This is a genomic window from Caldimonas tepidiphila (genome assembly GCF_003569765.1).
Taxonomy (GTDB): Bacteria; Pseudomonadota; Gammaproteobacteria; order Burkholderiales; family Burkholderiaceae_C; genus Caldimonas; species Caldimonas tepidiphila.
On record NZ_QXMG01000030.1, the window covers coordinates 48,141 to 72,189 of the forward strand.

20 protein-coding genes are annotated in these 24,049 nt (G+C 71.7%); 7 read left to right on the forward strand and 13 right to left on the reverse strand.

The features are described 5' to 3' along the window. Window positions 1-19: 19 nt before the first annotated feature. From D3A59_RS26725 to D3A59_RS16490, 5 genes are all read right to left on the reverse strand, one after another. Window positions 20-1,762 (reverse strand): methyl-accepting chemotaxis protein, encoded by a 1,743-nt coding sequence (locus tag D3A59_RS26725; protein ID WP_119156209.1) that lies wholly within the window; start codon window positions 1,760-1,762, stop codon window positions 20-22. Window positions 1,763-1,938: 176 nt separating this feature from the next. Beyond that, window positions 1,939-2,745, reverse strand: coding sequence for an EAL domain-containing protein (locus tag D3A59_RS16475; protein ID WP_119156211.1), 807 nt, complete (start codon window positions 2,743-2,745; stop codon window positions 1,939-1,941). Between the two features lie 82 nt (window positions 2,746-2,827). Beyond that, entirely contained in the window at window positions 2,828-3,439 is a 612-nt protein-coding gene (locus D3A59_RS16480; protein WP_240636089.1) for a L,D-transpeptidase, read from the reverse strand. 136 nt (window positions 3,440-3,575) lie between these two features. Next, window positions 3,576-4,370: a Mut7-C RNAse domain-containing protein gene (locus D3A59_RS16485; protein ID WP_119156215.1), complete on the reverse strand. Its 795-nt coding sequence runs from the start codon at window positions 4,368-4,370 to the stop codon at window positions 3,576-3,578. 26 nt (window positions 4,371-4,396) lie between these two features. Beyond that, a complete protein-coding gene (locus D3A59_RS16490) occupies window positions 4,397-5,644 on the reverse strand; it encodes a cytochrome P450 (protein WP_119156217.1) in 1,248 nt (415 codons plus the stop codon). Between the two features lie 120 nt (window positions 5,645-5,764). On the opposite strand from D3A59_RS16490, the gene D3A59_RS25990 reads away from it, so the two are divergent. Then, window positions 5,765-6,637, forward strand: coding sequence for a hemerythrin domain-containing protein (locus tag D3A59_RS25990; protein WP_205665215.1), 873 nt, complete (start codon window positions 5,765-5,767; stop codon window positions 6,635-6,637). Window positions 6,638-6,946: 309 nt separating this feature from the next. Here D3A59_RS25990 and D3A59_RS25460 read toward each other — a convergent pair whose 3' ends face one another. After that, entirely contained in the window at window positions 6,947-7,138 is a 192-nt protein-coding gene (locus tag D3A59_RS25460) for a hypothetical protein (protein ID WP_157991562.1), read from the reverse strand. A gap of 218 nt (window positions 7,139-7,356) precedes the next feature. Here D3A59_RS25460 and D3A59_RS16500 point away from each other — a divergent pair, with 218 nt between their 5' ends. Then, complete coding sequence (locus tag D3A59_RS16500; protein ID WP_119156219.1) at window positions 7,357-8,259, forward strand: DUF3293 domain-containing protein; 903 nt, start codon at window positions 7,357-7,359, stop codon at window positions 8,257-8,259. On the opposite strand, the gene D3A59_RS16505 is transcribed toward D3A59_RS16500, so the two are convergent. Next, entirely contained in the window at window positions 8,238-9,926 is a 1,689-nt protein-coding gene (locus tag D3A59_RS16505) for a tannase/feruloyl esterase family alpha/beta hydrolase (RefSeq protein ID WP_240636090.1), read from the reverse strand. The genes D3A59_RS16500 and D3A59_RS16505 overlap by 22 nt on opposite strands. Before the next feature lie 228 nt (window positions 9,927-10,154). On the opposite strand from D3A59_RS16505, the gene D3A59_RS16510 reads away from it, so the two are divergent. Then, window positions 10,155-10,877, forward strand: coding sequence for a hypothetical protein (locus tag D3A59_RS16510; RefSeq protein WP_119156223.1), 723 nt, complete (start codon window positions 10,155-10,157; stop codon window positions 10,875-10,877). A 164-nt stretch (window positions 10,878-11,041) separates the two neighbouring features. Here D3A59_RS16510 and kynA read toward each other — a convergent pair whose 3' ends face one another. Genes kynA through D3A59_RS16535 form a run of 5 tightly spaced genes read right to left on the reverse strand, consistent with a single transcriptional unit; the run spans window position 11,042 to window position 16,504 of the window. Beyond that, the gene (kynA, locus tag D3A59_RS16515; RefSeq protein ID WP_119156225.1) at window positions 11,042-11,878 is read right to left on the reverse strand and encodes a tryptophan 2,3-dioxygenase; all 837 of its coding nucleotides are present in this window, start codon (window positions 11,876-11,878) and stop codon (window positions 11,042-11,044) included. Window positions 11,879-11,889: 11 nt separating this feature from the next. After that, window positions 11,890-13,167: a kynureninase gene (gene kynU / locus D3A59_RS16520; RefSeq protein WP_119156227.1), complete on the reverse strand. Its 1,278-nt coding sequence runs from the start codon at window positions 13,165-13,167 to the stop codon at window positions 11,890-11,892. 13 nt (window positions 13,168-13,180) lie between these two features. Further along, window positions 13,181-14,161, reverse strand: a complete 981-nt coding sequence (locus D3A59_RS16525; protein WP_119156229.1) for a Bug family tripartite tricarboxylate transporter substrate binding protein — start codon at window positions 14,159-14,161, stop codon at window positions 13,181-13,183. A 22-nt stretch (window positions 14,162-14,183) separates the two neighbouring features. Next, window positions 14,184-15,608, reverse strand: a complete 1,425-nt coding sequence (locus D3A59_RS16530) for a M20 family metallopeptidase (protein WP_119156231.1) — start codon at window positions 15,606-15,608, stop codon at window positions 14,184-14,186. Next, window positions 15,605-16,504, reverse strand: a complete 900-nt coding sequence (locus D3A59_RS16535) for an alpha/beta hydrolase (RefSeq protein WP_119156233.1) — start codon at window positions 16,502-16,504, stop codon at window positions 15,605-15,607. The genes D3A59_RS16530 and D3A59_RS16535 overlap by 4 nt, the downstream gene beginning before the upstream one ends. An 86-nt stretch (window positions 16,505-16,590) precedes the next feature. On the opposite strand from D3A59_RS16535, the gene D3A59_RS16540 reads away from it, so the two are divergent. The 3 genes from D3A59_RS16540 to D3A59_RS16550 all read left to right on the forward strand — a co-directional run bounded on the left by D3A59_RS16540 (window position 16,591) and on the right by D3A59_RS16550 (window position 21,338). Then, window positions 16,591-17,514: a LysR family transcriptional regulator gene (locus D3A59_RS16540; RefSeq protein ID WP_119156235.1), complete on the forward strand. Its 924-nt coding sequence runs from the start codon at window positions 16,591-16,593 to the stop codon at window positions 17,512-17,514. A 313-nt stretch (window positions 17,515-17,827) separates the two neighbouring features. Continuing rightward, window positions 17,828-20,059 (forward strand): helicase-related protein, encoded by a 2,232-nt coding sequence (locus D3A59_RS16545; RefSeq protein ID WP_119156237.1) that lies wholly within the window; start codon window positions 17,828-17,830, stop codon window positions 20,057-20,059. 31 nt (window positions 20,060-20,090) lie between these two features. Further along, the gene (locus D3A59_RS16550; protein ID WP_119156239.1) at window positions 20,091-21,338 is read left to right on the forward strand and encodes a ferritin-like domain-containing protein; all 1,248 of its coding nucleotides are present in this window, start codon (window positions 20,091-20,093) and stop codon (window positions 21,336-21,338) included. A 70-nt stretch (window positions 21,339-21,408) separates the two neighbouring features. Here D3A59_RS16550 and D3A59_RS16555 read toward each other — a convergent pair whose 3' ends face one another. Beyond that, window positions 21,409-22,680, reverse strand: a complete 1,272-nt coding sequence (locus D3A59_RS16555; protein ID WP_157991563.1) for a helix-turn-helix transcriptional regulator — start codon at window positions 22,678-22,680, stop codon at window positions 21,409-21,411. 157 nt (window positions 22,681-22,837) lie between these two features. On the opposite strand from D3A59_RS16555, the gene D3A59_RS16560 reads away from it, so the two are divergent. After that, window positions 22,838-23,746: a hypothetical protein gene (locus tag D3A59_RS16560; protein ID WP_157991564.1), complete on the forward strand. Its 909-nt coding sequence runs from the start codon at window positions 22,838-22,840 to the stop codon at window positions 23,744-23,746. Window positions 23,747-24,049 lie beyond the last annotated feature (303 nt).

Here is a 24,049-nt window from a genome sequence, read left to right on the forward strand (position 1 = left end):
GGCGGGTCCCGGACCGGGTTCAGAAGCTTTCCCAGTCGTCCGCGCCGGTCTTCACGAGGGCGGCATCATGATTCGCCCTGGCGGGCAGGACCTTCGGCTGCGCGAGGACGCGGGCAGCCGGCGGGTCCGCGCGCTCGACGGGCGCCACAGCCGCGGGGGCGAGCGCAACGGCCGTCCCGCCGGCAGGGACCTCACCGGACGGGTGCAGGGCCTGCGCCCGGCTGCCGGGGGCAAGCTTGAACGCCGCCACCAGCTCGACCAGGCCTTGCGCCTGATGCTTCAGCGCCTCGGCCGCCGCTGCACTCTCCTCGACCAGCGCCGCGTTCTGCTGCGTGACCTGGTCCATCTGCGAGACGGCCTGCTCGACCTGGCCGACGCCGCTGCTCTGCTCGACGCTGGCGGCGCTGATCTCGGCCACGATGTCGCTCACGCGCCGGATCGCGGCGACGATCTCCTCCATGGAGCGGCCGGCCTCGTCCGCGAGCGCGCCGCCCTGCTCGACCTGCTCCACGCTGCCGGTGATGAGCGTCTTGATCTCCTTGGCCGCCTCGGCGCTGCGCTGCGCCAGGCCGCGCACCTCGCCGGCCACGACCGCGAAGCCGCGGCCCTGCTCGCCCGCGCGCGCCGCCTCCACCGCCGCGTTGAGCGCGAGGATGTTGGTCTGGAAGGCGATGCCGTCGATCACGCCGATGATCTCGGAGATCTTGCGCGAGCTCTCGTGGATGCCGCGCATCGTGTCGACGACGCGCCCGACGACCTGCCCGCCTCCGACCGCGAGGCCGGACGCGCTCTGCGCGAGCTGCTCGGCCTGCCGCGCGTTGTCGCTGTTGTTGCGCACGGTGGAGCCCAGCTGCGTCATCGTCGCCGAGGTCTGTTGCAGCGCGCTCGCCTGCTCCTCGGTGCGCTGGCTCAAGTCCGCGTTCCCGATCGCGATCTGGGAGGTGCCGGTGGCGATGGACTCGCTGCTCTGCACCACCTGCGTGACCATGCCGGCGAGGCCCTGCGTCATCGTCTGCAGCGCCTGCATCAGGCGCGCAGTCTCGTCGCGCCCCTCGGGGCGGACCGTGCGCGTCAGGTCCCCGGCCGCGACCGCTTCGGCCAACTCGACCGCATCGGCCAGCGGCCGGGTGATCGACCGCACCAGCGCCCAGGCGAACAGCGCCGCGCCCAGGCCCAGCACCGAGACCAGGCCCACCGTGAGCCAGACCTTGGCCTCGTAGGCCTGCTGGCTGTCGGCATAGGCCTGCCCGGCCACGCGCAACTGCAGCGCGCTCAGCTCCCCCATGATCCCTGCGACCGGGTCGATGGCCGGGTACATTTCCTGGGCCGCGTAGTGGCGCAGGCCTTCGGCATCGCCGCGCCGCAGGATGTCCAGCAGCGCCTGCGCCGCCCCGTCCGCCGCCTTCATCAGCGGCTCGGCCCTCGCCGCCAGCGCCTCCTCCTCGGCGGTCATCTCGGTCGCCGAATAGGCCCGCCACTCCTGCTCGACCGTGCCGCGGGCCTTCGAGATCGAGGCCGCCGCGGCCTCCAGCGTGAGGGCTCCGTCGCGCGCCTTGTGCGCGGCGTCCACGATGTCGACGGCATAGGCGTCGGCCACCCTCTTGATCTGCTCGAGCGGAACGATCCGGTCCTGGTAGATGGAGCGCAGCGTCGTGTTGGCGCCGCGGAGTTCGAGCAGGCCGGTAGCGGCCAGGAGCAGGGAGAGTCCGAGAAGGACGGCCGCCAGCAGGGTGAGCCGGGTCTTGATGAGCAGCTTGTTCATGAAAGCAAGAAAGCGGCAGCCGGAAGTCGAGGCGCTGCCTGTGAAGAAAAAGAAAGGTCGATGAATCGGGGACAGCCCCGGTTCGCGGCGTCCCTTGCGCGCACTGGCCCGGCCCCCCGGCACCGGGATCGCGGGCCTCGGCGGAGCGGCCTGCGCCCGCCGGGCCGCCTCGGCCCTCAGCGCTGCGGTCCGAAGATTTCCTCGGCGCTCGTCAAGGCACTGAAGGCCGGCCGGGCGAAGAAGTAGCCCTGCATCAGGTGGATGCCCGCGTCGGCGAGGAAGTCGCGCTCGCCGGCAGACTCGACGCCCTCGGCAATCAGGACGATCCCGAGTTCCCGGCACAGGCCCGCGGTGGCGCGCACGATGGCCTGGCGCGGACGCGAGGCCTCGACCCCGCGGATCAGCTCCATGTCCAGCTTGACGATGTCCGGCACGAAGTCCGCGAGCAGCGCGAGACCTGCGTAGCCGGCGCCGAAGTCGTCGATCGCCGTCTTGAAGCCGATGCGCTTGTATTCGCGCATCACCTCGGCGTACCAGGCGGCGTCCTCCACCCGCTCGCCTTCGGTGGTCTCGAAGACGATGTTCTCTACCGGGAAGCCGTAGGCGCGCGCTGCCTCCAGCGTGGTGCGGATGCAGACCTCGGGCCGGTAGACCGCGTTGGGAAGGAAGTTGATCGACAGCCGCCCGTCGAGGCCCAGGTCCGAGGCCTGCCGGATCGCCTTCACGCGGCAGGCCTGGTCGAAGCGGTAGCGGTTGGCCTCGTTCACCTGCGAGAGCACGGTTGGGGCGGGTTCGCCGTTCGTCCCGCGCACGAGCGCCTCGTGGGCATAGACCGAGCGGGACGCGATGTCGACGATCGGCTGGTAGGCGAAGGCGAATCCGAAGCCCAGCTTCGCCGCGTCGGCGCAGTCCCCGCCGCAGGGGCGGGTCGCACCTTCAGGGGAGCCGCCGCGGGACTGCACGGGAAATGTCGTCTGGCTCATCTGTGGGCCTCTTCTGCCGGGATGCAATAACCAATGGAAAAACGAAGTACGGTTCGTGACGGAAATGTCGACACCGGCCCCCTCACAGGTCGCGCATTCCGGCGAAGACCTCGTGCACCGGCCGCGTCTCGGGCAGCACATAGACGATCGCCCGGCTGCGGCCGAGCGCCGGCAGCACCACGTCCTCGTAGAAGGCGACCGGGACCACTACGCAGCCCAGCGAGACGCGCCGGTCGGCGAGGCTCGCGGACTTCAGGCGCTGCTCGCGGCGCTCGCGGCTGCTGCCCGGGCGCACGCGGTGGATCGCGAAACCGCTCTCGTACTCGACCCAGACGACGTGCTCGCCCTCGAGGTTGCGGCCCGGCTCCGACACGAAGCGCCCGGCCGGCGTGGTGCGCTCGTGCGGCAGGATCTTCGACAGCGGCCGCTCGCCGATGCCCGGCACCGTGTGGTCGCCCGGCGCAAGGCCGAGCAGCGCGGCCGACGTGCCGAGCAGCCTTCCGCCCGGCGCGAACACGAAGATCCGCGCGTCCTTCTTGTCGACGATCGCGAAGGGCAGGCCCCCGTGGTCCCCGGAGTGCATCACCCAGTGCGCAACCCAGCGCGCGTCGGCGGACGCGCGCAGCCCGCCGAAGTCCACCTGCACGGCGGCGGGCGGCTGAACCGCGCCCGCGGTGCCGGCCAGCGTGAACATCCATGCCGCCAGCAGGGCGCGAAGGCCCCTTCTCCCTCCAAGCCGCATTCCGATCCTCTTGTCACCATTCGGCACACATGCTCACCCATGTGCCGATCCGTTGCGGGAGGGCCGATCCTAGCGGCAGCCGCCCTCCTTATTCCTTCTCAAGCGAGCGAAGGTGGGCAAAATTGCCGCACTCCGCCACCGGCTTTTCGGCCGGCCCGCCCTCGCGGGCACCGAGTTCGCGCCGCATCCGCTCCCAGTGCGAACCACGCCAGTAGACGCGGGCGCATTCCGGGCAGCGCCAGAAAGCATCGAAATGTTCCCGCGTGCGCGGCGGCAGCTGCGCCGCGACCTCCGCCTTCGGCACAGGCTCGAGCACCGCGTTGCAAAGCATGCAGCGGCCCGCCCCGCCGCCCTCGGGCGCCAGACCCACCCGCCGCGCCAGCTCGCGGAACTGCGCCAGCGCTTCCGTCTCGTGCAGGTAGCAGCCCTGCCGCACCTCGCGACGCATCAGCAGGTCGCGGTCGCGCGTCAGCAGCATCCGGTCCTCCGCGGCCGCGGTGGCGACCAGCTCGGCGTCGGGCCAGTCGTTGCGGAACAGCGTGTCGTAGCCGGCGAAGCGCAGGTAGCGCGCCAGCCGCCCGAGGTGCGCGTCGGCGGCGAAGCGCGGCGGCGCGGGGACGGGTTCGCGTGCCTCCTGCAGCGGCGCGAGCGTGCGGAACGCCGGGAAGACGGCGACACGGTCGCCGTCGCGCAGCGGCCGGTGCTCCAGCCCCACCGGCTCGCCGCCGAGCAGCACCAGCGCGACCTCGGTGTGCGGCACGCCGAGCGACTCGACGACATGCTTCACGCTCTCGTGCGGCGCGGCGGCATGCGCGAAGGCGCGGCCGCGCCGCTGCGGCGCGAGGAAGCGGTTGAGTTCGGCGTAGAAGCGCAGCTCGGCCATGCACGCAAGCCGGGGTCCGCCCTGGCTCAGCCGGCGGCCCGCACGTCCGAGATCACGAAGCCGCTGCGCGGCAGCGCGGGCAGGCGGGCGAAGTCGAGGCGCAGGTCCTGCGGCGGCAGCGCGTAGCGCATGCGCCTCGCGAGGAAGTCGACGGACACCTTCATCAGCGCCACCGCGACCGGCTCGCCCGGGCAGCGGTGGTTCGTGCGCACCTCGCCGCCGCCCTGCGGCACGAAGCGGAAGCCCCCGGGCTCCGCGTCCGTGAAGCGCTCGGGCCGGAATGCGTCGGGATCGTCCCAGACGCGCGGATCGTGGTCGGTGCCGTAGAGGTCGAGCATCGTGCGCCGCCCACGCGGGAAGCGGAAACCCTCCCAGTCGAAGTCCCGGCGCACCCGCGCCACCACCGCGGGGAAGAAGGGATAGTGCCGGCGCACCTCCTGCACGAAGCGCTCGACCGCTTCCGGGTCGCCGGCCTGCAGCGCCGCGCGGCTTCCGGGGTAGCGGTGCAGCGCGTGCGCGGCCTGCACGATGAAGACCGACACCGCGACGGTCGGGCGCAGCAGGTTCAGCAGCTCGACCGCGGCGATGCGAGGCGCGAGCAGCCGCTCGTGCTCGTCGCGGTGCCAGGCGACGGCATCGAGCGCGCTGCCGGGACGGGCCTCGAAGCGATGCGCCCGCACCGCCTCGATCAGTTGCGCGAGCCAGGCCTCGGCGCGCATGCGCTGCAGGCGCGCGTGCAAATGCTGCAGCGACGCTGCCTCGTCGTAGAGCGCGGTGAGCTGCGCCGTGCGCCGCGCCACCTCCGGCTCCGGCAGCGGCACGCCCGCCCAAGCGCAGACCGCGCGTGTCAGCAGCGAGCGCATCGCGTCGTAGAGCACCACGCGGCGCCCGTCGGCGGCCCAGCCGCGCACGCAGCGCCGCCAGCCCTCGGCGACGCGGTCGGCGAGGTCCTCGACCTTCTCCGGCGTCAGCAGTTCCAGGAACAGCGCCTTGCGCCGCCGGTGCGCGGCGCCATCGAGGCTCTGCACCGCGCCCTTGCCGAACAGCGTCGCGCGCAGCGGCTCGGGTGCCGCGCGGCAGCGCTCGAAGCGCTCCGGGTCGTAGAACAGCTCGGCGGCGCGTGCGCCGCTCATGCAGATCGTCGGCTGCAGCATCAGCCGCGCCTCGAACACGTCCGAGCCGTGCTCCCGGCAGCGCCGGGAGATGTAGCGGTAGGGATCGGCAAGCAGCGCGAGGCTGCTGTCGGGTGCGTGCTCTCGCGGCATCGGGGTCATCGGGTTCGCTCCTCGGGCTCGGGCGGCAGGGCCTGCGAGAGCGGTCGGCAACCGGCGTGCCGGGGGGCGGGGCATGCGACTTGCCTGTTTCCGGAGTCACCATTGCCGCCGGAGCAGCCCATGGGCTTCCTGATGAACAACCTGTCACCCACGGTGACGAACATGATCCGCTTCGACCACAGCCACGTGCTGTCGACCTTCCAGCAGTTCCACGCCGGCACCTCGCGTTCCAAGAAGCAGGCGCTGGTGAACTCGGCCTGCCTGGCCCTGGAGGTCCATGCCCAGCTGGAGGAGGAAATCTTCTACCCGGCGCTGCGCGAGCTGGCGCCGGACCTGACGATCATCGAGAAGAGCTACTCCGAGCAGGCCGAGATGCGCCGCCTGATCGACAAGCTGCGCACGCTGCCGCCCGAGTCGCCCGACTACGACGCGACCTTCATGGAGCTGATGCGCGACACGCTGCATCACGTCGCCGACGAGGAGACGACGATGCTGCCCGCGGCGGAGCAACTGCTGTGCGGGCGCTTGCGCGAGCTCGGCGCCGAGATGGCGCGCCGCCGCCTGCAGCTCACCGCGGTGCGCGCGACCGAGCTGGCGTCGAACGCGCTCTACTCCTTCCCGCAGAGCGCGATGGTGATGGCCGCCGGGCTGATGAACGCCGGCGCCTTCCTGTTCAGCCGCACCGGTTCGTCCACCTCGCACGCGACCTACTCGTCCTCGCCGCCGCCGGGGGCCGGCTACGGCGGCACGAGCCACGGCGGCGCAGGCTACGGCAGCGCGGGCACGGGCGGCTACGGTGGCAGCTCCGGCACGGGCAGCTACACGGCGGGCGCTTCCGGCACGGGAACATCGGGCGCCCCTTCCGGCTACGAAAGCGCGGCGCCGGACACCGCCGCGGCCGCGGCCGCCGACCTCGCCGCCGCTGCGGCGGGCGTCACCGGCTCGGTGGCACCGCCCTACACGCCCCGCGACCCGCGCGACCCGCGCGCCTGAGCGGCACCGCTCCCGGCCCCGCGCCGATCGCTCGCCGCAAGGGCGGGCACGGCGCAGGCCCGGCCGGCAAGAGCGCGTTGCGGCGCCCGGGCCGCAGGCGCCGCCCGTTCCACACCTCGACACGGGCTGCCGGCTCTCTGCGGCAGCACCCCGACGCGCGGACGCGGGCCGCTGCATGCGGCCGACGCCCGCGGTGCCGTGCACCCCGCGTCCGCCTCGGCGGCGTTCAGCCACCGGCTGCCGGCAGCCGGTTCGGTCACCGCTCGTCCGTCCGGGCGCCGGGACATCCGCCCCGGCCGCCGCCCCGCCTCAGTGCAGCGAGGGCGGCGCGTCGTCGTCCGGGTACATCAGCGCATCGGCATGCAGCATCGCGCGCCACAGGTGCGCCGGCATCGCCTGGATCTGCTCCGGCCGCGGATGCTTCATCACGTAGCTGCGGATCTCCAGGTACTGCTCCTGCGTCAGCAGGCCCAGGCTGCGCATTTCATCCAGCGTTTGCATCGTCGGGCCTCCTTGATGCCGGTTTATCCGGCTGACGACGCCAAGATAACACCGGAACCGCGGGCCGCGTGCGCCGGGGGAATCCGGGAATTCCGCGGCGCGGCGCCGGCCCTGCGGCTGCGGGGACCGGGCGCGCGTGCCCGCCGGTGCCCGCTGCGGCGCTGGCGAGGCCAGCCCGTCCCCGACCACCGCGCGCGCAACTTGCTCCGAAGCAGGGCATGAAAGTCACGATCCGCAACCAGGTCGCGGGCGAGAAGCTCGTCCACCTCATGCCGCCGTCCTATCGCGACGAGGCGCGCAAGGGCACCCGCCCCGAGGGCCGCTACTCCGTCCTGCTGTTCGCGCACGCCTCGCGTGACGTGGTGCCCTCGCCGCCGGTGCGCAAGGCGCTGCGCCGGCTGCAGGAGCCGGCGCCCGACGGCATCGTCGCGGTCGGCACGGTGTTCACCGCCGAGGCGCTCGGGCTGCTGCGCGAGGCCGGTGCCCGCGTGGTCGCGATGCGCAAGTCGCGCTGGACGGACGAATCGGCGCGCCAGCGGCAGTTGAAGCCGGGCCCCCTCGGATCGGGGCCGCAGGCGCAGGCAGAGGGCGATACCGAACCCGTGGGCGATGCCGCCCCGGATGCCCCGGAAGGCTCGCGCGACCCCGACGACATCCGCGGCCTGCTGGGGGCCTACCGGGACACCGACTACCAGGTGGAGGGACTGCCTTCGCCGCTGCGGCCCGGCGCGCCCCACCCCGGCCTCGACGCCTACCTCGCGCAGCAGGGCGCCCGCTCGCTCGCGATCCTCACCGCCTACAACCCGCGCAGCGAAACGCTGTCGCTCGCAGAGAACGCGCAGCGTCAGGGTGCGCTGCGCGAGCAGCTGGAGCAGCACGGCCTGCGCTTCGTCGATGCCACCGGCCGCGACCGCGAGGGCGAGGCGCGCTCGCCCGAGCCGCTGCTAGGCGTGTTCGACGCGCCGCCCGAGCTGATCCTGCGCCTGATGGAGGAGTTCGGGCAGAACGCGGCGGTCCTCGCCGAGGCCGGCACGCCGCCGCGCCTGCTGCTGCTGCCGGCGTTCGAGCGCGAACTTGTGCAGGACGGACCCGACGAGCCTCAGGGCGGCGCACAGGCATAGCTCGAGGCCTCGTCCGGGCTGCCCCGCCCCAGGTACTTCGGGAAGGCCGGATGAGGGCACAGCGGCCGCGTGCGGCCCTGCGTCGGCGCGGCGATGTCGATCGCCTCGAGCACCTGCGGCGCGACGCCCCCGTCCACCCAGCGGTCGAGCGCGCCGAGCGCATCCCAGAAGGGCACGAAGGGGCCGCCGCCGTGCTGGAAGCCCGGCACCGTGTAGAGCCGCATGAAGCCGTCGACGGGCGCCGCGCCGCGCAGGCGCCGCTGCACCTCCTGGTAGTAGGCGATGGTCTGGTTCGGACTGATCACCTCGTCGGCGAGGCCGTGCATCACGATCGCCTTGCCGCCGCGCGCCGCGAAGGCGGAGAGGTCGGGGTTCATCGCGCCGACCGTGCCCGACAGCTCGACCAGCCGCGCGCGCAGCGCGCCGGGGCGGTCGAGGTCGAAGGCGAGCGACTCGAAGGACGGGTCGCGCGCGACGAAGAACTTCATGTAGTCGTCGCCCTGCGCGTAGAGATAGCCGTTGGCCTCGGGCGTCGGCGGCTTCACCGGCCGCGGCGAGCGCCCGAGGCCGTGGCGGCCCGAGAAGTCGCCGCCCGCGAGCACGTTGTAGCCCTCGTAGCCCCGCACGCCGTGCGCCAGCGTGTAGGGCAGCAGGTAGCCTTCGTGGAGCAGCCGCACGGTGGCGAGCTGGGCGTCCGACAGGCAGTGGCTGCCGAGGTCCGCGCCGCCGCGGCAGCGCAGTGCGCCGAGGGTCGCCTGCGCCCGCGCGCGGCAGCCCGCCACGTCGCCGACGATGCCGTCCTCCAGCCCGTCGAGCGCATCGCAGGCCTTCAGCCCCGCGCCGTGCACCAGCGGCCACTTCACCGGCGGCACGAAGCCGCCCGCGCGGCGGTAGGCCGCCTGCCCGAGCTTCACGCCCATCAGCCGCACGCCCGAGAAGTTCAGCGCCGGCGCCACCGCGACGATGCCGTCGTAGTCGGCCGGGAAGCGCTGGATCGCCGTGAAGGCCTCGCGACCGCCGGTGGACGCGCCCGCGAAGTAGACGCGCCGCGCCGGCCCGCCGTAGTGCAGCCGCAGCAGGTGCAGCGCCGCGTCGCGCGTCTTCTTCAGGTGCTGCCAGCCGAAGTTGCGCAGCGCCTCCTCGTCGAGCGCGAAGTCGGCCTCCGCATCCGTCCTCTCGTGGCCCGAGTCGGAGCCGAAGGTCGCGTAGCCGCGCCATAGCGGCGGGAAGTAGGGCGTCATGTCGATCTGCCCGGTGCCGGCGGCCACCGTGCCGTTGTAGCCGCTGCCGCCCATCTGCACCGCCTTGCCGTTCCAGCGCGCCGGCAGGTTGAGCTGGAAGCGGATCGGCGGCGCGCGCGCATCGACCGGGTGGATCCGCCCCTCCACCTTGCAGTACGCGCCGTTGCGCCTGTGCTCCTCGCCGGCCGCGACGATCGAGCCCTTGTCCACCGTCGCCCCCGAGGTCGGCAGGCCGATGCGCGCGGCGTCGATGCGCAGCCCCGCGAGCCCGGCGCATGCGCTCGCGGCGTTCCCGCCGCCGTCCGGCGCGCCGTCCGCGCCGGGCGCGATGCCGGCGCCGTGCAGCACCAGCAGCGCGGCGGCCACGCCGACGCCGGGCCGGAGGAACCGGCGTGGCCATCGCTGCTGCCCCGACGCTCGCTGCATGCCCGTCCTTCGCCGGCTGAACCGCATCGGACCGGGGTGCAAGGCACATACCTGCCGGCCGCGACAGGCGGCTTCCGGGAGGACGCACGCCCCCTGTTGCGTCCGCGCATCGGATCGCGACGCTTTGCAACCGTTACCGCCGCTCGTCGGTGCCGCGGGGAAGCGCCCCCCTCCCCGCCCCCTACAATTTCCGGCAACCAGCCAACTTCCCTGTCCCGAGGAAAAGCAATGAACTACCGCCAATTGGCGATCGCGATCGGCCTGTGCGGCGCTGCCGCCGCGTCCCACGCCGGCAAATACGACTTCCCCGAGCTGCGGCTGATCACGCAGCAGGACTTCCGCCTGCTGTCCGAGGACCTGGGCGCCGCCTTCAGCTACAAGCCGATCACGCCGGCCGAGCCGCTGGGCATCCTCGGCTTCGACGTCGGCGTCGAGGTGACCGCGACGCAGCTCGCCAACCCCGAGGCCTTCCGCCGCGCCACCGGCGCCTCGGAGGACACGCTCTACGTCCCGCGCCTGCATGTCGCCAAGGGCCTGCCCTTCGGCTTCGACGTCGGCGCCTCCTACACCGCGCTGCCCGGCGGCGAGGTGAGCCTGTTCGGCGCCGAGGCACGCTATGCGCTGGTGCCGGGCAACGTGGTGATGCCCGCCGTCGCGGTGCGCGCGAGCTACAGCACGCTGCGCGGCGCCGACCGGCTCGAGCTGAACACCCGCGGCCTGGACGTCTCGGTGTCCAAGGGCTTCGCGATGTTCACGCCCTACGCCGGCGTCGGCGTGGTGCGCGTGGACAGCGACCCGCGCGACACGCTGACCCTGCGCCGCGAGAAGTTCGACCAGAACAAGGTCTTCGTCGGCGCCAACGTCAACCTGATGGTGATGAACCTCGCCGTCGAGGCCGACCGCACCGGCGAAACCACCAGCTACAGCGCGAAGCTGGGCTGGCGCTGGTAAGAAGCGGGAGCGGGGCCGGACGGTCCCGCTCGCCGCCCCGGCGCGAGGAACGCGCGCGAGAAGGCCGCAGTGGCGAACGCTCTGCGGCCTTCTGCCTTTCCGGGATCCCGCTCAGGCGGGAAGGTCCGCGCCGGTCCCGGGAAAGGCCCCTGGGGTTCCCAGGCTCAGAGGTGGGTGCGCAGGGTCCAGATCTCCGGGAACAGCACCACGTCGAGCATCTTGCGCAGGTAGCTCACGCCCCCGGTGCCGCCGGTGCCCCGCTTGAACCCGATCACGCGCTCCACGGTGGTGACATGGCGGAAGCGCCAGAGGCGGAAGGCGTCCTCGATGTCGGTCAGCTTCTCGGCCAGCTGGTACAGGTCCCAGTGGGCGCCCGGGTCGCGGTAGACCTGCAGCCAGGCCTGCTGCACGCCGTCGCTCGCCTCGTACGGCTGGGTCCAGTCGCGCTCGAGGTGGGACGCCGGCACCTCGATGCCGCGACGCGCCATCAGGCGAAGCGCCTCGTCGTAGAGGGACGGCGCCCGGTACGCCGCATCCACCCGCGCCAGCAGCTCGGGCTTGTGCGCGTGCGGCTTGAGCATCGCCGCGTTCTTGTTGCCGAGCGAGAACTCGATGCAGCGGTACTGCGCGCTCTGGAAACCGCTCGAGTTGGCCAGGTAGGGCCGCATCGCGGTGTACTCGGGCGGCGTCATCGTCGCCAGCACGTTCCAGGCGCCGACCAGCTGCTCCATGATGCGGCTCACGCGGGCCAGCATCTTGAAGGCCTCCGGCATGCGGTCCTCGCGGATCGCGGCGAGGGCCGCGGCGAGCTCGTGCAGCATCAGCTTCATCCACAGCTCGGAGGTCTGGTGCTGCACGATGAACAGCATCTCGTCGTGGGCCGGCGACAGCGGCTGCTGCTCGTTCAGGATCTGGTCGAGTCGCAGGTAGTCGCCGTAGCTCATGTCACGGCTGAAGTCCAGGCGGGCGCCCTCTTCGGCGACGATCTTCTCGGTACTCATGTTCGTTCCCCTCAGGTCACGGCGGCGCGCTGGTTGAAGCGCGACTGCCGCCACTCGCCGCTCTCCAGCACCTGCACCAGGTGCTCGACGGCATCCCAGACGTCGACGAAGCGCAGGTAGAGCGGCGTGAAGCCGAAGCGCAGGATGCCGGGCGCCCGGAAGTCGCCGACCACGCCGCGGGCGATCAGCGCCTGCACGATGGCGTAGGCGCCCTCTTCCCGCCTCAGGCTGACCTGGCTGCCGCGAACGGCGTGCGCGCGCGGCGTCTGCAGCGCCAGCCCGTGCCCGGCGCAGCGCTGCTCCACCAGCTCGATGAACAGGTCGGTCAGCGCCAGCGACTTCCGCCGCAGCGCCTCCATGCCGCCGAGGGGCTCCGCAGCCAGCACGGTGTCGACGCCGCATTCGAGCGCCGACAGCGCGATCGCCGAGGGCGTTCCGCAGACGAAGCGCGCGACACCGGTCGCGGGCCGGTAGCCGGGGGTGAACTCGAAGGGCGCGGCGTGGCCCATCCAGCCCGACAGGGGCTGCCACAGGGACTGCTCGTCCATGCGCGCGGCGTGCCGGGGATGCAGCCACACGAAGGCCGGCGAGCCGGGGCCGCCGTTGAGGTACTTGTAGCCGCAGCCGACCGCGAAGTCGGCGTCGCTGCCCTTCAGGTCCACCGGGATCGCCCCCGCGGAGTGCGCCAGGTCCCAGACCACCAGCCCGCCCGCCGCATGCGCCGCGGCGGTCAGATCGCGCATCGAGTGCATGCGGCCGCTGCGGTAGTTCACCTGCGTGAGCATCAGCACCGCGAGCTCGTCGTTCAGATGGGCCGCGATCTCGTCGGCCGACACCAGGCGCAGCTCGAAGCCGTGCTGGCGCGCCAGGCTCTCGGCGATGTAGAGGTCGGTCGGGAAGTTGTCGCGCTCGGAGACGATGACGCGCCGCTTCGGGGCGTCCGCCTTGACGAGGCCGAGCGCGACGGCGAGCACCTTGTAGAGGTTGAGCGAGGTCGAGTCGGCCGCGATCAGCTCGCCGGGCGCCGCCCCCACCAAGCGCGCGATCTTGTCGCCCACGCGCTGCGGGAGGTCGATCCAGCCGGCCTTGTTCCAGCTCTGGATCAGATCGCGACCCCATTCCGCGCTGACCACTTCGGCGACCCGCGCCGCAGTGGCGCGCGGCAGCACGCCGAGCGAATTGCCGTCGAGGTAGATCGTGCCGGGGGGAAGCTCGAACTGTTCGCGCAGCGATGCGAGAGGATCCTCCGCGTCGCGCAGGACGCAGGCCTGCCGGGTGATGTCGGTCATGACGGCTCCTTCCTCAATCGAGCGTGATGTTCGCGCGCTGCGCGATGTTCCTGAACTCGGCGATCTCGTCGCGGATGAGCTGCTGCAGGGGCTCGCGACCCAGCAGGACCGGCTCCAGCCCGGCCGCCGAGAGCGACTTGCGCACCTCCGGATCCGCCATCACGGCGCCCAGTTCCTGGCCCAGCCGGGCAAGCACTGCATCGGGGGTCCTGGCCGGCGCAACCAGGGCGAACCAGCTCACCAGGGACGCCTTGCCGATCCCGGCCTCGGTATAGGTCGGCACGTCGGGCAGCAGCTCCGAGCGCTTGTCGCCGGTGACCGCCAGCGCCTTGAGCTTGCCGGCCTGGACCTGCGGCGCGGCGGCGGCCACGGTGTCGAAGCCGACCGGAATCTCCCCGCCGATCAACCCGGTCAGCGCGGGCGCACTGCCCTTGTAGGGGATCGGGGCCAGCTTGATCTTCGCGGCGTCCGCGAGCATGGAGCCCGCGAGATGCGGTCCCGAGCCGCTGCCGAAGGTGCCGTACATCAGGGGCTCGGGTGCACTGCGGGCCCGCCGGATCAGCTCGGCGACCGAGCCGATCTGGGACGACGGGCCGGCCAGCAGGACCAGCGGCGCCTTGGCCACCACGGCCACGTGCGCGAAGCTGCTCAGCGGGTCGTAGGGCAGGCCGGACTTCAGCGCCGGCAGGATCGAATAGGTCGAGGAGCCGGAGAGCAGCAGCGTGTAGCCGTCGGCGGGCGCCTTGGCGACCGCGGCGGCGCCGATCGCGGTGGCGGCCCCGGGCTTGTTCTCGACCACCACCGACTGCCCGAGCCGGGGCGCGAGCTTGCTCGCCAGCAGGCGGGCGACGATGTCCGTGCCGCCGCCGGGCGAGAACGGCACCACCATCGTGATCGGCTTGCTCGGCCAGGACTGCGCGAGCGCCGGCGACGCGGCCAGCGCCAGTCCGGAGACCGCCACGGCAGCCAGGGAGGCGAGGAACTTGGTTTTCATGACGGATGCTCCAGAGATGAGGTCAGAAATCGGCAGGTGTACCCGAGGCCCGGGAAGCACGTACGGCCGCACCGGATTCCCCCAGGTCCCAGAACAGGCCGGCCATCACGGCCAGGCCTTCCCGGGCCACGGGTTCCAGCAGGTGCTCGTTGGGCGCATGCTGGGCGCAGGCCGGGTAGGAGTGCGGCACCCACAGGGTCGGCAGGCCCAGTGTGTTGGCGAAGATGTCGTTGGGCAGCGACCCGCCCAGGTTGGGCAGCAGCGCCGGCGCCTTGCCGGTGGTGCGCCGGATCGAGTCCAGCGCCCACTCCACCCAGGCGTCCTCCGGGTCGAGCCGCGTCGCCTCGCCGCTCGCTCCGACGTGCAGCTCGACGTCGGCGAATCCCTCGGCGTCGAGGTGCGCGCGCAGCGCCGGCACGACGTTCTCGAGCCGGGTACCAACGACGAACCTCAGCTGGCAGAACACGCGCGCGCCGCCGGGGATGGCGCCCACGGGCTGGGCCGGGTTGCCCGCCGTCATCGCAAGCACTTCCAGGCTGTTCCAGCCGATCACGCGCTCGGCCGGCGTCAGGCCGGGCTCGCCCCAGTCGGCATCGACCTCCGGATCGTCCTTCCCGCCGCCGATCTCGATGTCGGCAAGCGCACGGCGCACCGAGGCCGGCACGCCGGACGGCCGCAGGGCCTCGACGCGCAGGCGTCCCCGCCCGTCCACGAGGCTCGCGACGGCATTGCACAGCACGACCGCCGGATTGACGAGCAGCCCGCCCCAGTTCCCCGAGTGGAAGCCGCGCTCGCGGCTGTTCAGGCGCAGCTCGAAGTTGATCGCGCCGCGCGAGCCGAGGAACAGGGTCGGGCGCTGCGCATGCACGCGCGGGCCGTCGCTGGCGATGAAGAGGTCGGCGCGCAAGGCCTCGCGGTGCTGCTCGCAGACCTCGCGCAGCCCGGGCGAGCCGGCCTCCTCGCCCATCTCGACGAGCAGCTTGAGGTTGAAGCCGAGCGAGCCGCCCCGCACCGCGATGACCTGCTCGAGCGCGGCGAGATTGATGCTGTGCTGGCCCTTGTTGTCGGCCGTGCCCCGGCCGTACCAGCGCTCGCCCTCGATGCGCAGCTCCCAGGGCGCGAGGCCTTCGCGCCACTGCGCGGCGTGGCCCCGCACCACGTCGCCGTGGGCGTACATCAGCACGGTGGGCAGGCCCGGCTGCTCGATGCGCTCGGCAATCAGCAGGGGCAGGCGCGCGTCGACCGGGTTCTCGACGGGCCGGCAGGCGAAGCCGAGCGCCGTCAGCGAAGGCGCCATCTCGTCGTCGAGGTAGGCGCGCAGGGCCTTCGCCGCGGCCTGCGGCTCCTCGCTTTCGGAGGCGTAGCGCAGCCGCCGCGCCAGCGCCTCGGCGAAGGCGCCCGAATCGATCACGCCTTGCGCGCGTTCGACAGCCGTTTCTCTCGTCATGATCTGTCTCCGGAAATTGCTCGATGCGACCCCGGGCCCAGCCGGTCGGCCAGCCACTGGCACAGCTCGCTGCCCGGCTCCTCGAAGCCGTGGATCGCCGAGAAGTGGTGCGTCCCCGGCAGCGCCGAGAGGCGGGAGGGGTTGCCCGCCGCCTGCCACGCGGCGTGGAAGGCCGCGGACTGGCGCGCGAACTCGGCGGTCTCGTCGCCGCCCCAGGTGATCCACAGCGGCGTCGTGCAGCGCGGCACCTCGGCGCTGGCGGGCGAGTTGCGCGCCACGATCCCGTCGTCGAGCCGCAGCACCGGCTGCAGGTAGCTGCGGCGCAAGGGCTCCAGTTCGTACAGGCCGCTGACCAGCAGCCCCGCGGCCAGCGGCGCCGGCGCGCCGGCGGCGATGCCGCCCGCGTGGGAGAGCAGGCACATCGCCGCGAGGTGGGCGCCGGCCGAATGGCCGCCCACGGCCACGCGGGCGGCATCGCCGCCGTACTCGCCGATGTGGCGCACGACCCAGGCGAGCGCCGCCCGCGCCTGCCGCGTGATCTCGTCGAGCGTCACCGCCGGGCACAGCGCGTAGTCGATGACGACGGTGGTGATGCCGAGCGGCTGCAATCCCAGCGCCACGCCGCTGAAATCCTTGGAAGACGAGGAGCGCCAGTAGCCGCCGTGAATGAACACGAAGACCGGCGCGCCCGGCTCGTCGGCCGGGAAGATGTCCAGCGTCTCCGCGGCCGACGGTCCGTACGGAACATCCAGATGGCAACGCAGGCTCGCGCGGGCCTGCGCGGCACGGTCTACGTAGCGCTGCAGCTCGGCGGCCTCGTGCGGCACGGACAGCGAGGTGTCGTATTGCGCGTCGATTTCCGGCTGCGAGCGGAAGTCTTGGTAACAGGAATCCATGACAGGACTTTGAGCCGATCCTTGCCTTGCGACAATCAGAGATAATGCAATAGACCATTGCAATAAATGCAATCCAGGAAGACGGCATGCGATTCCATCAGTTCCAGGACACGGGACTCCGCTACTTCCTGGAAGTCGCCAGGGGGGGCTCGCTGGCCGAGGCCTCCCAGCAGCTGCACGTCAGTACCTCCGCCATCAGCCGCCAGATCGCCGCCCTGGAGGAAGCCGTCGGCATGCCGCTGTTCGAGCGGCATCCGCGCGGCATGGTGCTGAACGCGGCCGGGGAGATCCTCGCCACCCACGCGCGGCGCGCGCAGCTCGACGCCGAGCGCGCCCTCGGCGAGATCCGGTCGCTGCAGGGGCTGCGTTCGGGCCGGGTGCGCGTCGCGGCGACCGAGGCCTTCGCCAACGAGTTCCTGCCCAGCCTGATGGCCGAGTTCCGCCTCGGACACGAGGGAATCGTCTTCGAGCTGAATGCCTGCCCGCATTCGACGGTTTCCAACGCGGTGCGTCATGGCGATGCCGACATCGGGCTCAAGTTCAGCCGGGCGCCGGAGCGGGACATCCGGGTCGAGTTCCGCCGGCCCGCGCCGGTGCTGGCGCTCGTGCCGACGGCGCATCCGCTGGCGCGCGCCCGCACGCTCACGCTGGCTCGCATGAGCGGGTACCCGATCGCGCTGCCCGCCCCGCAGACCATGGTGCGCGAGATGATCGAGGTGGCCTGCAGCCGGCAGCAGCTGCTGATCGAGCCGGTGCTGACCACCAACAGCATGGCGGCGCTGCACAGCTTCGTCGTCCGTCACGGCGGCATCGCCGTCTCGGGCGAGATCTCGGTGAGGCATCTCGTCCTCGCAGGGCTGATCAAGGCGATCCCGATCACCGACCCCAGCCTCGACCTGCGCGACCTGGAAGTGCAGACGCTGGAGGGACGAACCCTTCCCCATGCGGCAGCGGCTTTCCTCGATTTTCTCCGGGAGCATCTGGAGAGCCTCTGGCCCGCGAAGACATGAGAATGCCTGCCGGCCCGGTTTCCTTCCCGGCGAGCGGACCGAGGTGCTCGAAACCTCGCCGGTCCTGCCCGCATCGGCTCCCGGCCGACGAATCCGTCCGGGCATTGCTTTCCTATAATCCTGCCGTCCGCAAGCCAGCGGCACCGGTCCGCCCGACGCGCCATCGCGTTCCCCCCGCTCCGACTCCCCGGCGAGGCTCGTCCGCTGCGATCGCGCTGCGACCCCGCCCCCCGCGCAGTCCCGCCGACTCCGGCGCCTTCAACGGCGCCGCCCCCTCCCCCTCGGGCACATTTTTCGCCCCTCCCTCCTACCGATGAGCACCCCTGCCTCCCCCGAGAAAGACCCTCTGCCCGAGCCGGCGCACCGTGCGCGTGTGCCGTCGCACCTGACGAATGCGCAGCTGCGCCAGCTGCGCAAGGCCGCCTTCCACCTGCCGCAGGCGGTGCAGCCCTCCGACTTCCCCGGCGTCGGCCGCGGCGAGGAGGACGAGCTCGAGCGGCGCGGCCTCGTGCTGCTGCAGCCGCCGGTCGAGGGCACGCGCGCGTCGCGCTGGATCGCGCCGCAGCTGATGGACGCCGCGCTGCGCCACCTGGAGCCCCTGCGCAGCGTCAAGGAGGCGCGCAGCGTGATGAGCGACCGCGGCGAGGCGCTGGAGCAGCTCGGGCTGCGCCGCGTGGGGCTCGACTGGACACGCGTGTGCCACGACGAGCTCACGCTGCCCTTCGCCGGCTGGCGGCTGCGCGTCGCGCACGTCGAGCCGATGGACGGCGAGCCTGTCTGGGACTTCTACCGCACCGGCGACACCCCGGTGCTGCTCGACGTGCTGGAGCGCCACCAGCCGCCGCACCCGCGGGCGGCCGAGCTGACCGGCTTCCTCGACGGCCTCGCGGCGCAGGCCCACGAGACCGACCCGCTGCGCATGGACCTGCTGCTGCCCGCGCTGCAGGCCGAGTGCGACCGCCCGGTCGAGCCCGAGGCGCTCAAGGCCGCCTGCCAGCGCGCCTACGCGCGCTGGGCGCGGCACAGCACCGAGCTCAGCGCGCTCAGCGAGCTCAACAGCGCGCTCGCCTTCCAGGGCTACCCGGACAGCTTCCCGCTCGCGCGCCGGCTCGGCCGCAAGGTCTCGCTCTTCGTCGGCCCGCCCAACAGCGGCAAGACGCACGGGGCCTTCGAGCGCCTGGCGCGCGCTGGCTCCGGCACCTACCTCGCGCCGCTGCGCCTGCTCGCGCTCGAGGGCCGCGACCGCCTGGAGGCGCGCGGCGTGCCGTGCTCGCTGCTGACCGGCGAGGAGAACGTGCCCTCGCCCGGCGCGCGCGCGGTGTCGAGCACCGTCGAGATGGTCAACACCGGCGAGGTGGTCGACGTCGCGGTGATCGACGAGGCGCAGATGCTGTTCGACAAGGACCGCGGCTGGGCCTGGACGCAGGCCATCGTCGGCGTGCCCGCGCGCGAGCTGCTGATCATCTGCTCGGCCTATGCGGAGCCCGCGGTGCGCAGCCTGCTCGGCGTCTGCGGCGAGGCTTGCGAGACGGTGGAGTTCAAGCGCAAGCAGCACGTGCAGCTGCTGAAGACGCCGGTGCCGCTGAAGTCCGTCACCAAGGGCGACGCGGTGGTGGCCTTCAGCCGCCGCGACGTGCTGATGCTGCGCGACGAGATCGCGCAGCGGGGCCATACCGTCTCGGTGATCTACGGCGCGCTGCCGCCCGAGGTGCGGCGCAACGAGGCCGAGCGCTTCGCCGGCGAGGAGGCCGACATCCTGGTCGCCACCGACGCGATCGGCATGGGCCTGAACCTGCCGATCCGCCGCGTGCTGTTCTCGACGATGGAGAAGTTCGACGGCGTGACCGAGCGCGAGCTCAACGAGTCCGAGGTGCACCAGATCGCCGGCCGCGCCGGGCGATTCGGCATCCACGAGGAAGGCTTCACCGGCGTGCTGGACGAGGCCGAGCCGACCGCGGCCAAGGTGCTGCGCACGCAGCTCGCGAAGCAGCCGCGCGCGCCGCTCGACTTCAAGGCCTTCGTCGCGCCCAACCGCTGGCACGTCGAGACCATCGCGATGCGTCTGGGCAAGACGCGGCTGCGCTCGGTGCTGGCCGTCTTCATGGAGCAGCTCAAGCTCGACAGCAGCCACTTCGAGGTCGCCGAGCTGGAACAGATGCTCGAGCTCGCCGAGATGCTCGACCGCAGCGCCGCGCGGCTCGAGCTGCGCGACCGCTTCATCTACGCGCAGGCGCCCCTGGACACGCGCGCCGCGGCGCAGGTCGAGCACTACCTCGGCTGGGCGCAGCAGCACGCCACGCGCGGCCGCGCGGGCGAGCCGCTGTTCCTCGAGGACGTCGGCGAGTACAGCCGGCTCGACATGCAGGAGCAGGCGCTCAAGCTCTGCACGCTGTGGCTGTGGCTGGACATGCGATTCCCCGGCGTCTACGGCCACGTCGAGGAGGTGGTCGAGTTGCGCCGCTCGCTCAACCGCGGCATCGAGCGCCAGCTCAAGAGCAAGAAGCCGCTGTGGCGCGCGCGCCGCGGCGGCGGCGGCCGGCGCTGAGGCGCGCCCCTCCCCCATCCCGAAGGACCCGATGACGCCGCAACCCACGCCCGAGACCCGCGACAGCCGCGAGCAGCTGCTGCACCTGCTGGCCGAGGCCGCCGAGCTGGAGCACAACCTGCTGTGCTGCTACCTCTACGCGGCCTTCAGCCTGCGCGGCGCGGACGACGAGGCCCTGTCCGCGCCCGAGCGCGAGGCGGTGCAGCGCTGGCGGCGCACGATCCTCGACGTGGCGCTGGAGGAGATGGGGCACCTCGCGCTGGTGGCGAACCTGACGGTGGCCTGCGGGCTGCGGCCGCACTTCAACCGGCCGAACCTGCCGACCGCGCCGAACTACCACCCGGCCGACATCGTGGTCGAGCTCGCGCCCTTCGACCGCGACACGCTCGACCACTTCATCTTCCTGGAGCGCCCGGCCGACGTGCCGGTGCCCGACGCGGCGAGCTTCGCGGGGCGACGGCAGGAGGCCGGCCGCGACGAGCGCCCCGGCACCGCGCTGATGCCCGGCGCGCCCCGCTACCGCACCATCGGCGAGTTCTACGAGCGGCTGCGAGGCTGCCTGGAGGCGCTGGCGGCGGCCGACGCGCGGGGGCTGTTCTGCGGCGACCCGGCGATGCAGATCGGCCCGGACGCGGTGGACCTGCCGGGCCTCGCGGTCGTCACCGACCTCGACAGCGCGCGCGCCGCGCTCGACACGATCGTCACGCAGGGCGAAGGCGGCCGTGCCGACACCGAGGACTCGCACTTCCGGCGCTTCTGCGCGATCCGCGACGAGTTCGACGCGCTGGCGACCGCGCGCCCCGGCTTCCGTCCCGCCTGGCCCGCGGCGCGCAATCCGCTGATGCGCCGCCCGGCCGACCCGGAGGCCGGCGTGCATGTCGATGCCCCGCAGGCGGCCGCGGTGCTCGACCTCGCCAATGCGCTCTACGGCCTGACGCTGCGGCTGCTGACGCAGGCCTGGGGCGAGCCGGACGCCGGCCCCGGCGAGCGGCGCGCGATGCTCTCGGCGGCGATGGCGCTGATGTCGGTGTTCGGCCCGGTGGGCAGCTACCTGTGCAGCCTGCCCGCGAGCGAGGCCGCGCCGGGCGTGCATGCGGGCGTGAGCTTCACGATGCTGCGCGCCACCGAGCCGGCCGCGGGCGCCGCCGCGGCGCGGCGGCTGATCCGCGAGCGGCTGGACGAGCTCGTCGCCGGCATGGCGGCGGTGGCGCAGGCGCACCCGGCGCTCGCGCGGCACCTGCCCCGGCTCGAAGGCGTGGAGGCCGAGTTGCCGCGCTGAGGGCGGCGCGGTTGATGCGCCGGGGCTCGCCACGCGGGGCCCGCATCACTTCGTGGCCCCGGCCCGATCGTCAGGACTTGCGTCGGTAGCGGCTGAGTCCTGCCACCAGTTGCGCCTGCGAGCGGTATCCGGTTTTCTCGAACACCTTGGCCAGCTGGCCGCGCACGGTGCCGTAGGACGTGTTGCGCATCCAAGCTATCTCCTGGAGGCGGCGTCCCGTCAACAGCTGGCGAACGATTTCCGATTCGGCCTGCGTGAGTGCGAAATCGACGCTCCACCCCTCTCCCGGCTCCTCCGCGGGAGGCGCCTCGAAGGCGGGGCGCGCCTCGACCGGACAACCCCATTCGTCGTGGCGCCGAATCGCGCGCATCCACAGGTAACGCCAGTCCCCCGATGCTGCTGCATGGTCGTTCACCGAAGACAGGCAGCGGGCACGGAGCAGGCGGCCGATCCATTGGGTCTGTTCGCACCCCTGGATTTCTGAGGCCTGGATCATCCGCGTCGCATGCTCCACCGCCTCCGCGTTCGCCCCCAGTGAAAACGCGTGCTCGCCGCGCAGGTAGTGCACATAGGGGCGCATCCATTCCAGCAGCGGCGTGGCGTCGATGGTCTCCCTCACTGCCTCTTGGCACTCGAGAGCTTCCACATGCCGGTGCTGCCAGCTGGCGATCACGCCGGAGAGGAAGATGCGGACGACCTTGGTGTCCGCACCGATCACCCCGAGCGCTGGCGGCAGGTCTATCTGGATACCGCGATCGAAAGCCGCCCGGAACGCTTTCCCCTGCATCGTGCGCTCGGCCGCCCGCGCCCCTTCGAGCGTGGCCTCGACCGTGCCGCGCAGCAGCTGGGTGAAGGCCGCGTTGAGAATGGGTCGTGAACTGCTGGGGAAATGCCGGGCCGAGGCTTGAAAGGCTTCGTCGGCGGTCTGCCAGCGGCAGTCCCACATGCTGGCCACGCCGAAATAGTTGAGCGCCAGCGCCCGGACCCGGGGATCCGCGGCCTCCGTCGCTTCGTCGCGGGCCCGGGCACCGGCCTGCAGGGCGCTCGCACCGTCGCCAACGAAACTGGCGGCGTACGCTTGGCTGGCCCAGGCCCGCACACGCAGCTCCTGAGGCAAGCCGGCTCTCAGCAGGCCGACGGAGGCGTTCGCATGGAGTCGCGCGCCGAGACCTCGCCCGAGGCTCAGCATCCACTCGGTGAGTTGCAGATGAGCAAGCAGCTGCCCGTCCGCATCGCGGCGCTCCCGCGCCTCGTTCAAGGCCTGCCCTCCCAGATCCAGCGCCTGCTGAATACGGCCTTCCTGCGCCGCCTCAGCGGCATCCCTCAACAGCGCCATGTTCAACTTGTCTCTTCGAGTTCGAATGATTATTGGCAGCGACCTGAAATTCGCCTATCAAATGATGGCTTGACATTTTCAGATTTTTTGATTGTAGCGATCCTGAAATGTGGATCCGGAGGTTTCCGCCCCCACACACGCGATCGCCTCTATCAAATGCACGATGTACCCGGGCGACCGGAACGTTAGGCTGACGGCGCAGTTCGGGCTGTCCGGCTGCCTTCAGCCCGCAGTCATTACTCACTCCGCCGAACTCATGAAGACAATGTTGTCCCGTCCTCGTCGTGCTGCGTCTGCCGCGCCTGCCCTGCTTGCCCTTTTCACGCTGCTGGCCGCTTGCGGCGGTGGTGACAGCAAGGATCCCGAGGCCTACAAGGAAACCCGGCCCGGGGCCGGTTCCACGGTGGCGTCGGCAGAGGTGAGCGCCAGCAATGCGCGCATCTCCTACGCCCACCACGCGGCGCAGGCATCGGCGACCTGGAATCCCGGCAGCGTCCTGGCCACGGTCAACTTCAACCCGGCTTCCGGCCAAGGCAGCATCGCATTTCCGGTGCTGGGCGGAAATCAAATGGTGACGACGACCAACGGCTATGACAGCGTGAGCTGGTCCGGTCCCCTGACCCGGGGCGCCTATGGCCTCGACGGCAACGCACTGCTGGGCTGCAACCCCGCCGCAGCCACCGACGCACCCCGCCAGGCCCACATCTTCATTTCCGATTCGCTGACCCGCATCCAGGACGCGGCGCCGATCGACGAACTGCACGGCAGGACCTTCAACGTCGTCAGTTGCGACAACCTGGCGGCACCGTCTTCCGTCACGCTGAAGATCGGCTCCAGCGGCGAGGGCGTCTTCTCGAACGAGACCCAGGTGCTGAGCCAGAACATGGTCATCAACATGCTCAACCCGGAAAAATGGGGTGGCGCATTGCTGGAAAACGGCCATTACTACAGCGGGCGGGCCTACAAATACGGCGTCAACGGCGTGACGCGGTACGCGATCGTCCTGCAAACCCGGGCCATGTCGAGCCTGGGCGGCAGTGTCTACCACTACCAACTGGCGCTGCAGCCCTGATCCAGGGCGATATTTCCATACGGCCCTGAGGCTCCGGAGCAATGATCAATTGCACCGGATGCCTTCCTGCTGCACGCCAATACGCATCAACAGCAAAGCACGCTCATCTGTCTTTCTGGCTGAAGAGCTGGGGTTTCCCTATTGATTGTTCCAGTCAATTCTCATTCAAGGAATCCCTCGCGCCCTGGGCTGGAGATCTCATAGGCAGGAATTTCAGGACCGCTCCTCGATGGAATCACTCCTTCCGGCTTTGTTGCACAAATGGCAGCGAGGGCGCCGGGCGGGGCGTGGCTTGACAGCGCC

Excerpts from the sequence above, each read along its gene's own strand:
- D3A59_RS26725 (WP_119156209.1), bottom strand. The coding sequence starts at position 1,762 with ATGAACAAGCTGCTCATCAAGACCCGGCTCACCCTGCTGGCGGCCGTC.
- D3A59_RS16475 (WP_119156211.1), bottom strand. The coding sequence starts at position 2,745 with ATGAGCCAGACGACATTTCCCGTGCAGTCCCGCGGCGGCTCCCCTGAA.
- D3A59_RS16480 (WP_240636089.1), bottom strand. The coding sequence starts at position 3,439 with ATGTTCACGCTGGCCGGCACCGCGGGCGCGGTTCAGCCGCCCGCCGCC.
- D3A59_RS16485 (WP_119156215.1), bottom strand. The coding sequence starts at position 4,370 with ATGGCCGAGCTGCGCTTCTACGCCGAACTCAACCGCTTCCTCGCGCCG.
- D3A59_RS16490 (WP_119156217.1), bottom strand. The coding sequence starts at position 5,644 with ATGACCCCGATGCCGCGAGAGCACGCACCCGACAGCAGCCTCGCGCTG.
- D3A59_RS25990 (WP_205665215.1), top strand. The coding sequence starts at position 5,765 with ATGGGCTTCCTGATGAACAACCTGTCACCCACGGTGACGAACATGATC.
- D3A59_RS25460 (WP_157991562.1), bottom strand. The coding sequence starts at position 7,138 with ATGCAAACGCTGGATGAAATGCGCAGCCTGGGCCTGCTGACGCAGGAG.
- D3A59_RS16500 (WP_119156219.1), top strand. The coding sequence starts at position 7,357 with ATGAAAGTCACGATCCGCAACCAGGTCGCGGGCGAGAAGCTCGTCCAC.
- D3A59_RS16505 (WP_240636090.1), bottom strand. The coding sequence starts at position 9,926 with ATGCAGCGAGCGTCGGGGCAGCAGCGATGGCCACGCCGGTTCCTCCGG.
- D3A59_RS16510 (WP_119156223.1), top strand. The coding sequence starts at position 10,155 with ATGAACTACCGCCAATTGGCGATCGCGATCGGCCTGTGCGGCGCTGCC.
- kynA (WP_119156225.1), bottom strand. The coding sequence starts at position 11,878 with ATGAGTACCGAGAAGATCGTCGCCGAAGAGGGCGCCCGCCTGGACTTC.
- kynU (WP_119156227.1), bottom strand. The coding sequence starts at position 13,167 with ATGACCGACATCACCCGGCAGGCCTGCGTCCTGCGCGACGCGGAGGAT.
- D3A59_RS16525 (WP_119156229.1), bottom strand. The coding sequence starts at position 14,161 with ATGAAAACCAAGTTCCTCGCCTCCCTGGCTGCCGTGGCGGTCTCCGGA.
- D3A59_RS16530 (WP_119156231.1), bottom strand. The coding sequence starts at position 15,608 with ATGACGAGAGAAACGGCTGTCGAACGCGCGCAAGGCGTGATCGATTCG.
- D3A59_RS16535 (WP_119156233.1), bottom strand. The coding sequence starts at position 16,504 with ATGGATTCCTGTTACCAAGACTTCCGCTCGCAGCCGGAAATCGACGCG.
- D3A59_RS16540 (WP_119156235.1), top strand. The coding sequence starts at position 16,591 with ATGCGATTCCATCAGTTCCAGGACACGGGACTCCGCTACTTCCTGGAA.
- D3A59_RS16545 (WP_119156237.1), top strand. The coding sequence starts at position 17,828 with ATGAGCACCCCTGCCTCCCCCGAGAAAGACCCTCTGCCCGAGCCGGCG.
- D3A59_RS16550 (WP_119156239.1), top strand. The coding sequence starts at position 20,091 with ATGACGCCGCAACCCACGCCCGAGACCCGCGACAGCCGCGAGCAGCTG.
- D3A59_RS16560 (WP_157991564.1), top strand. The coding sequence starts at position 22,838 with ATGTACCCGGGCGACCGGAACGTTAGGCTGACGGCGCAGTTCGGGCTG.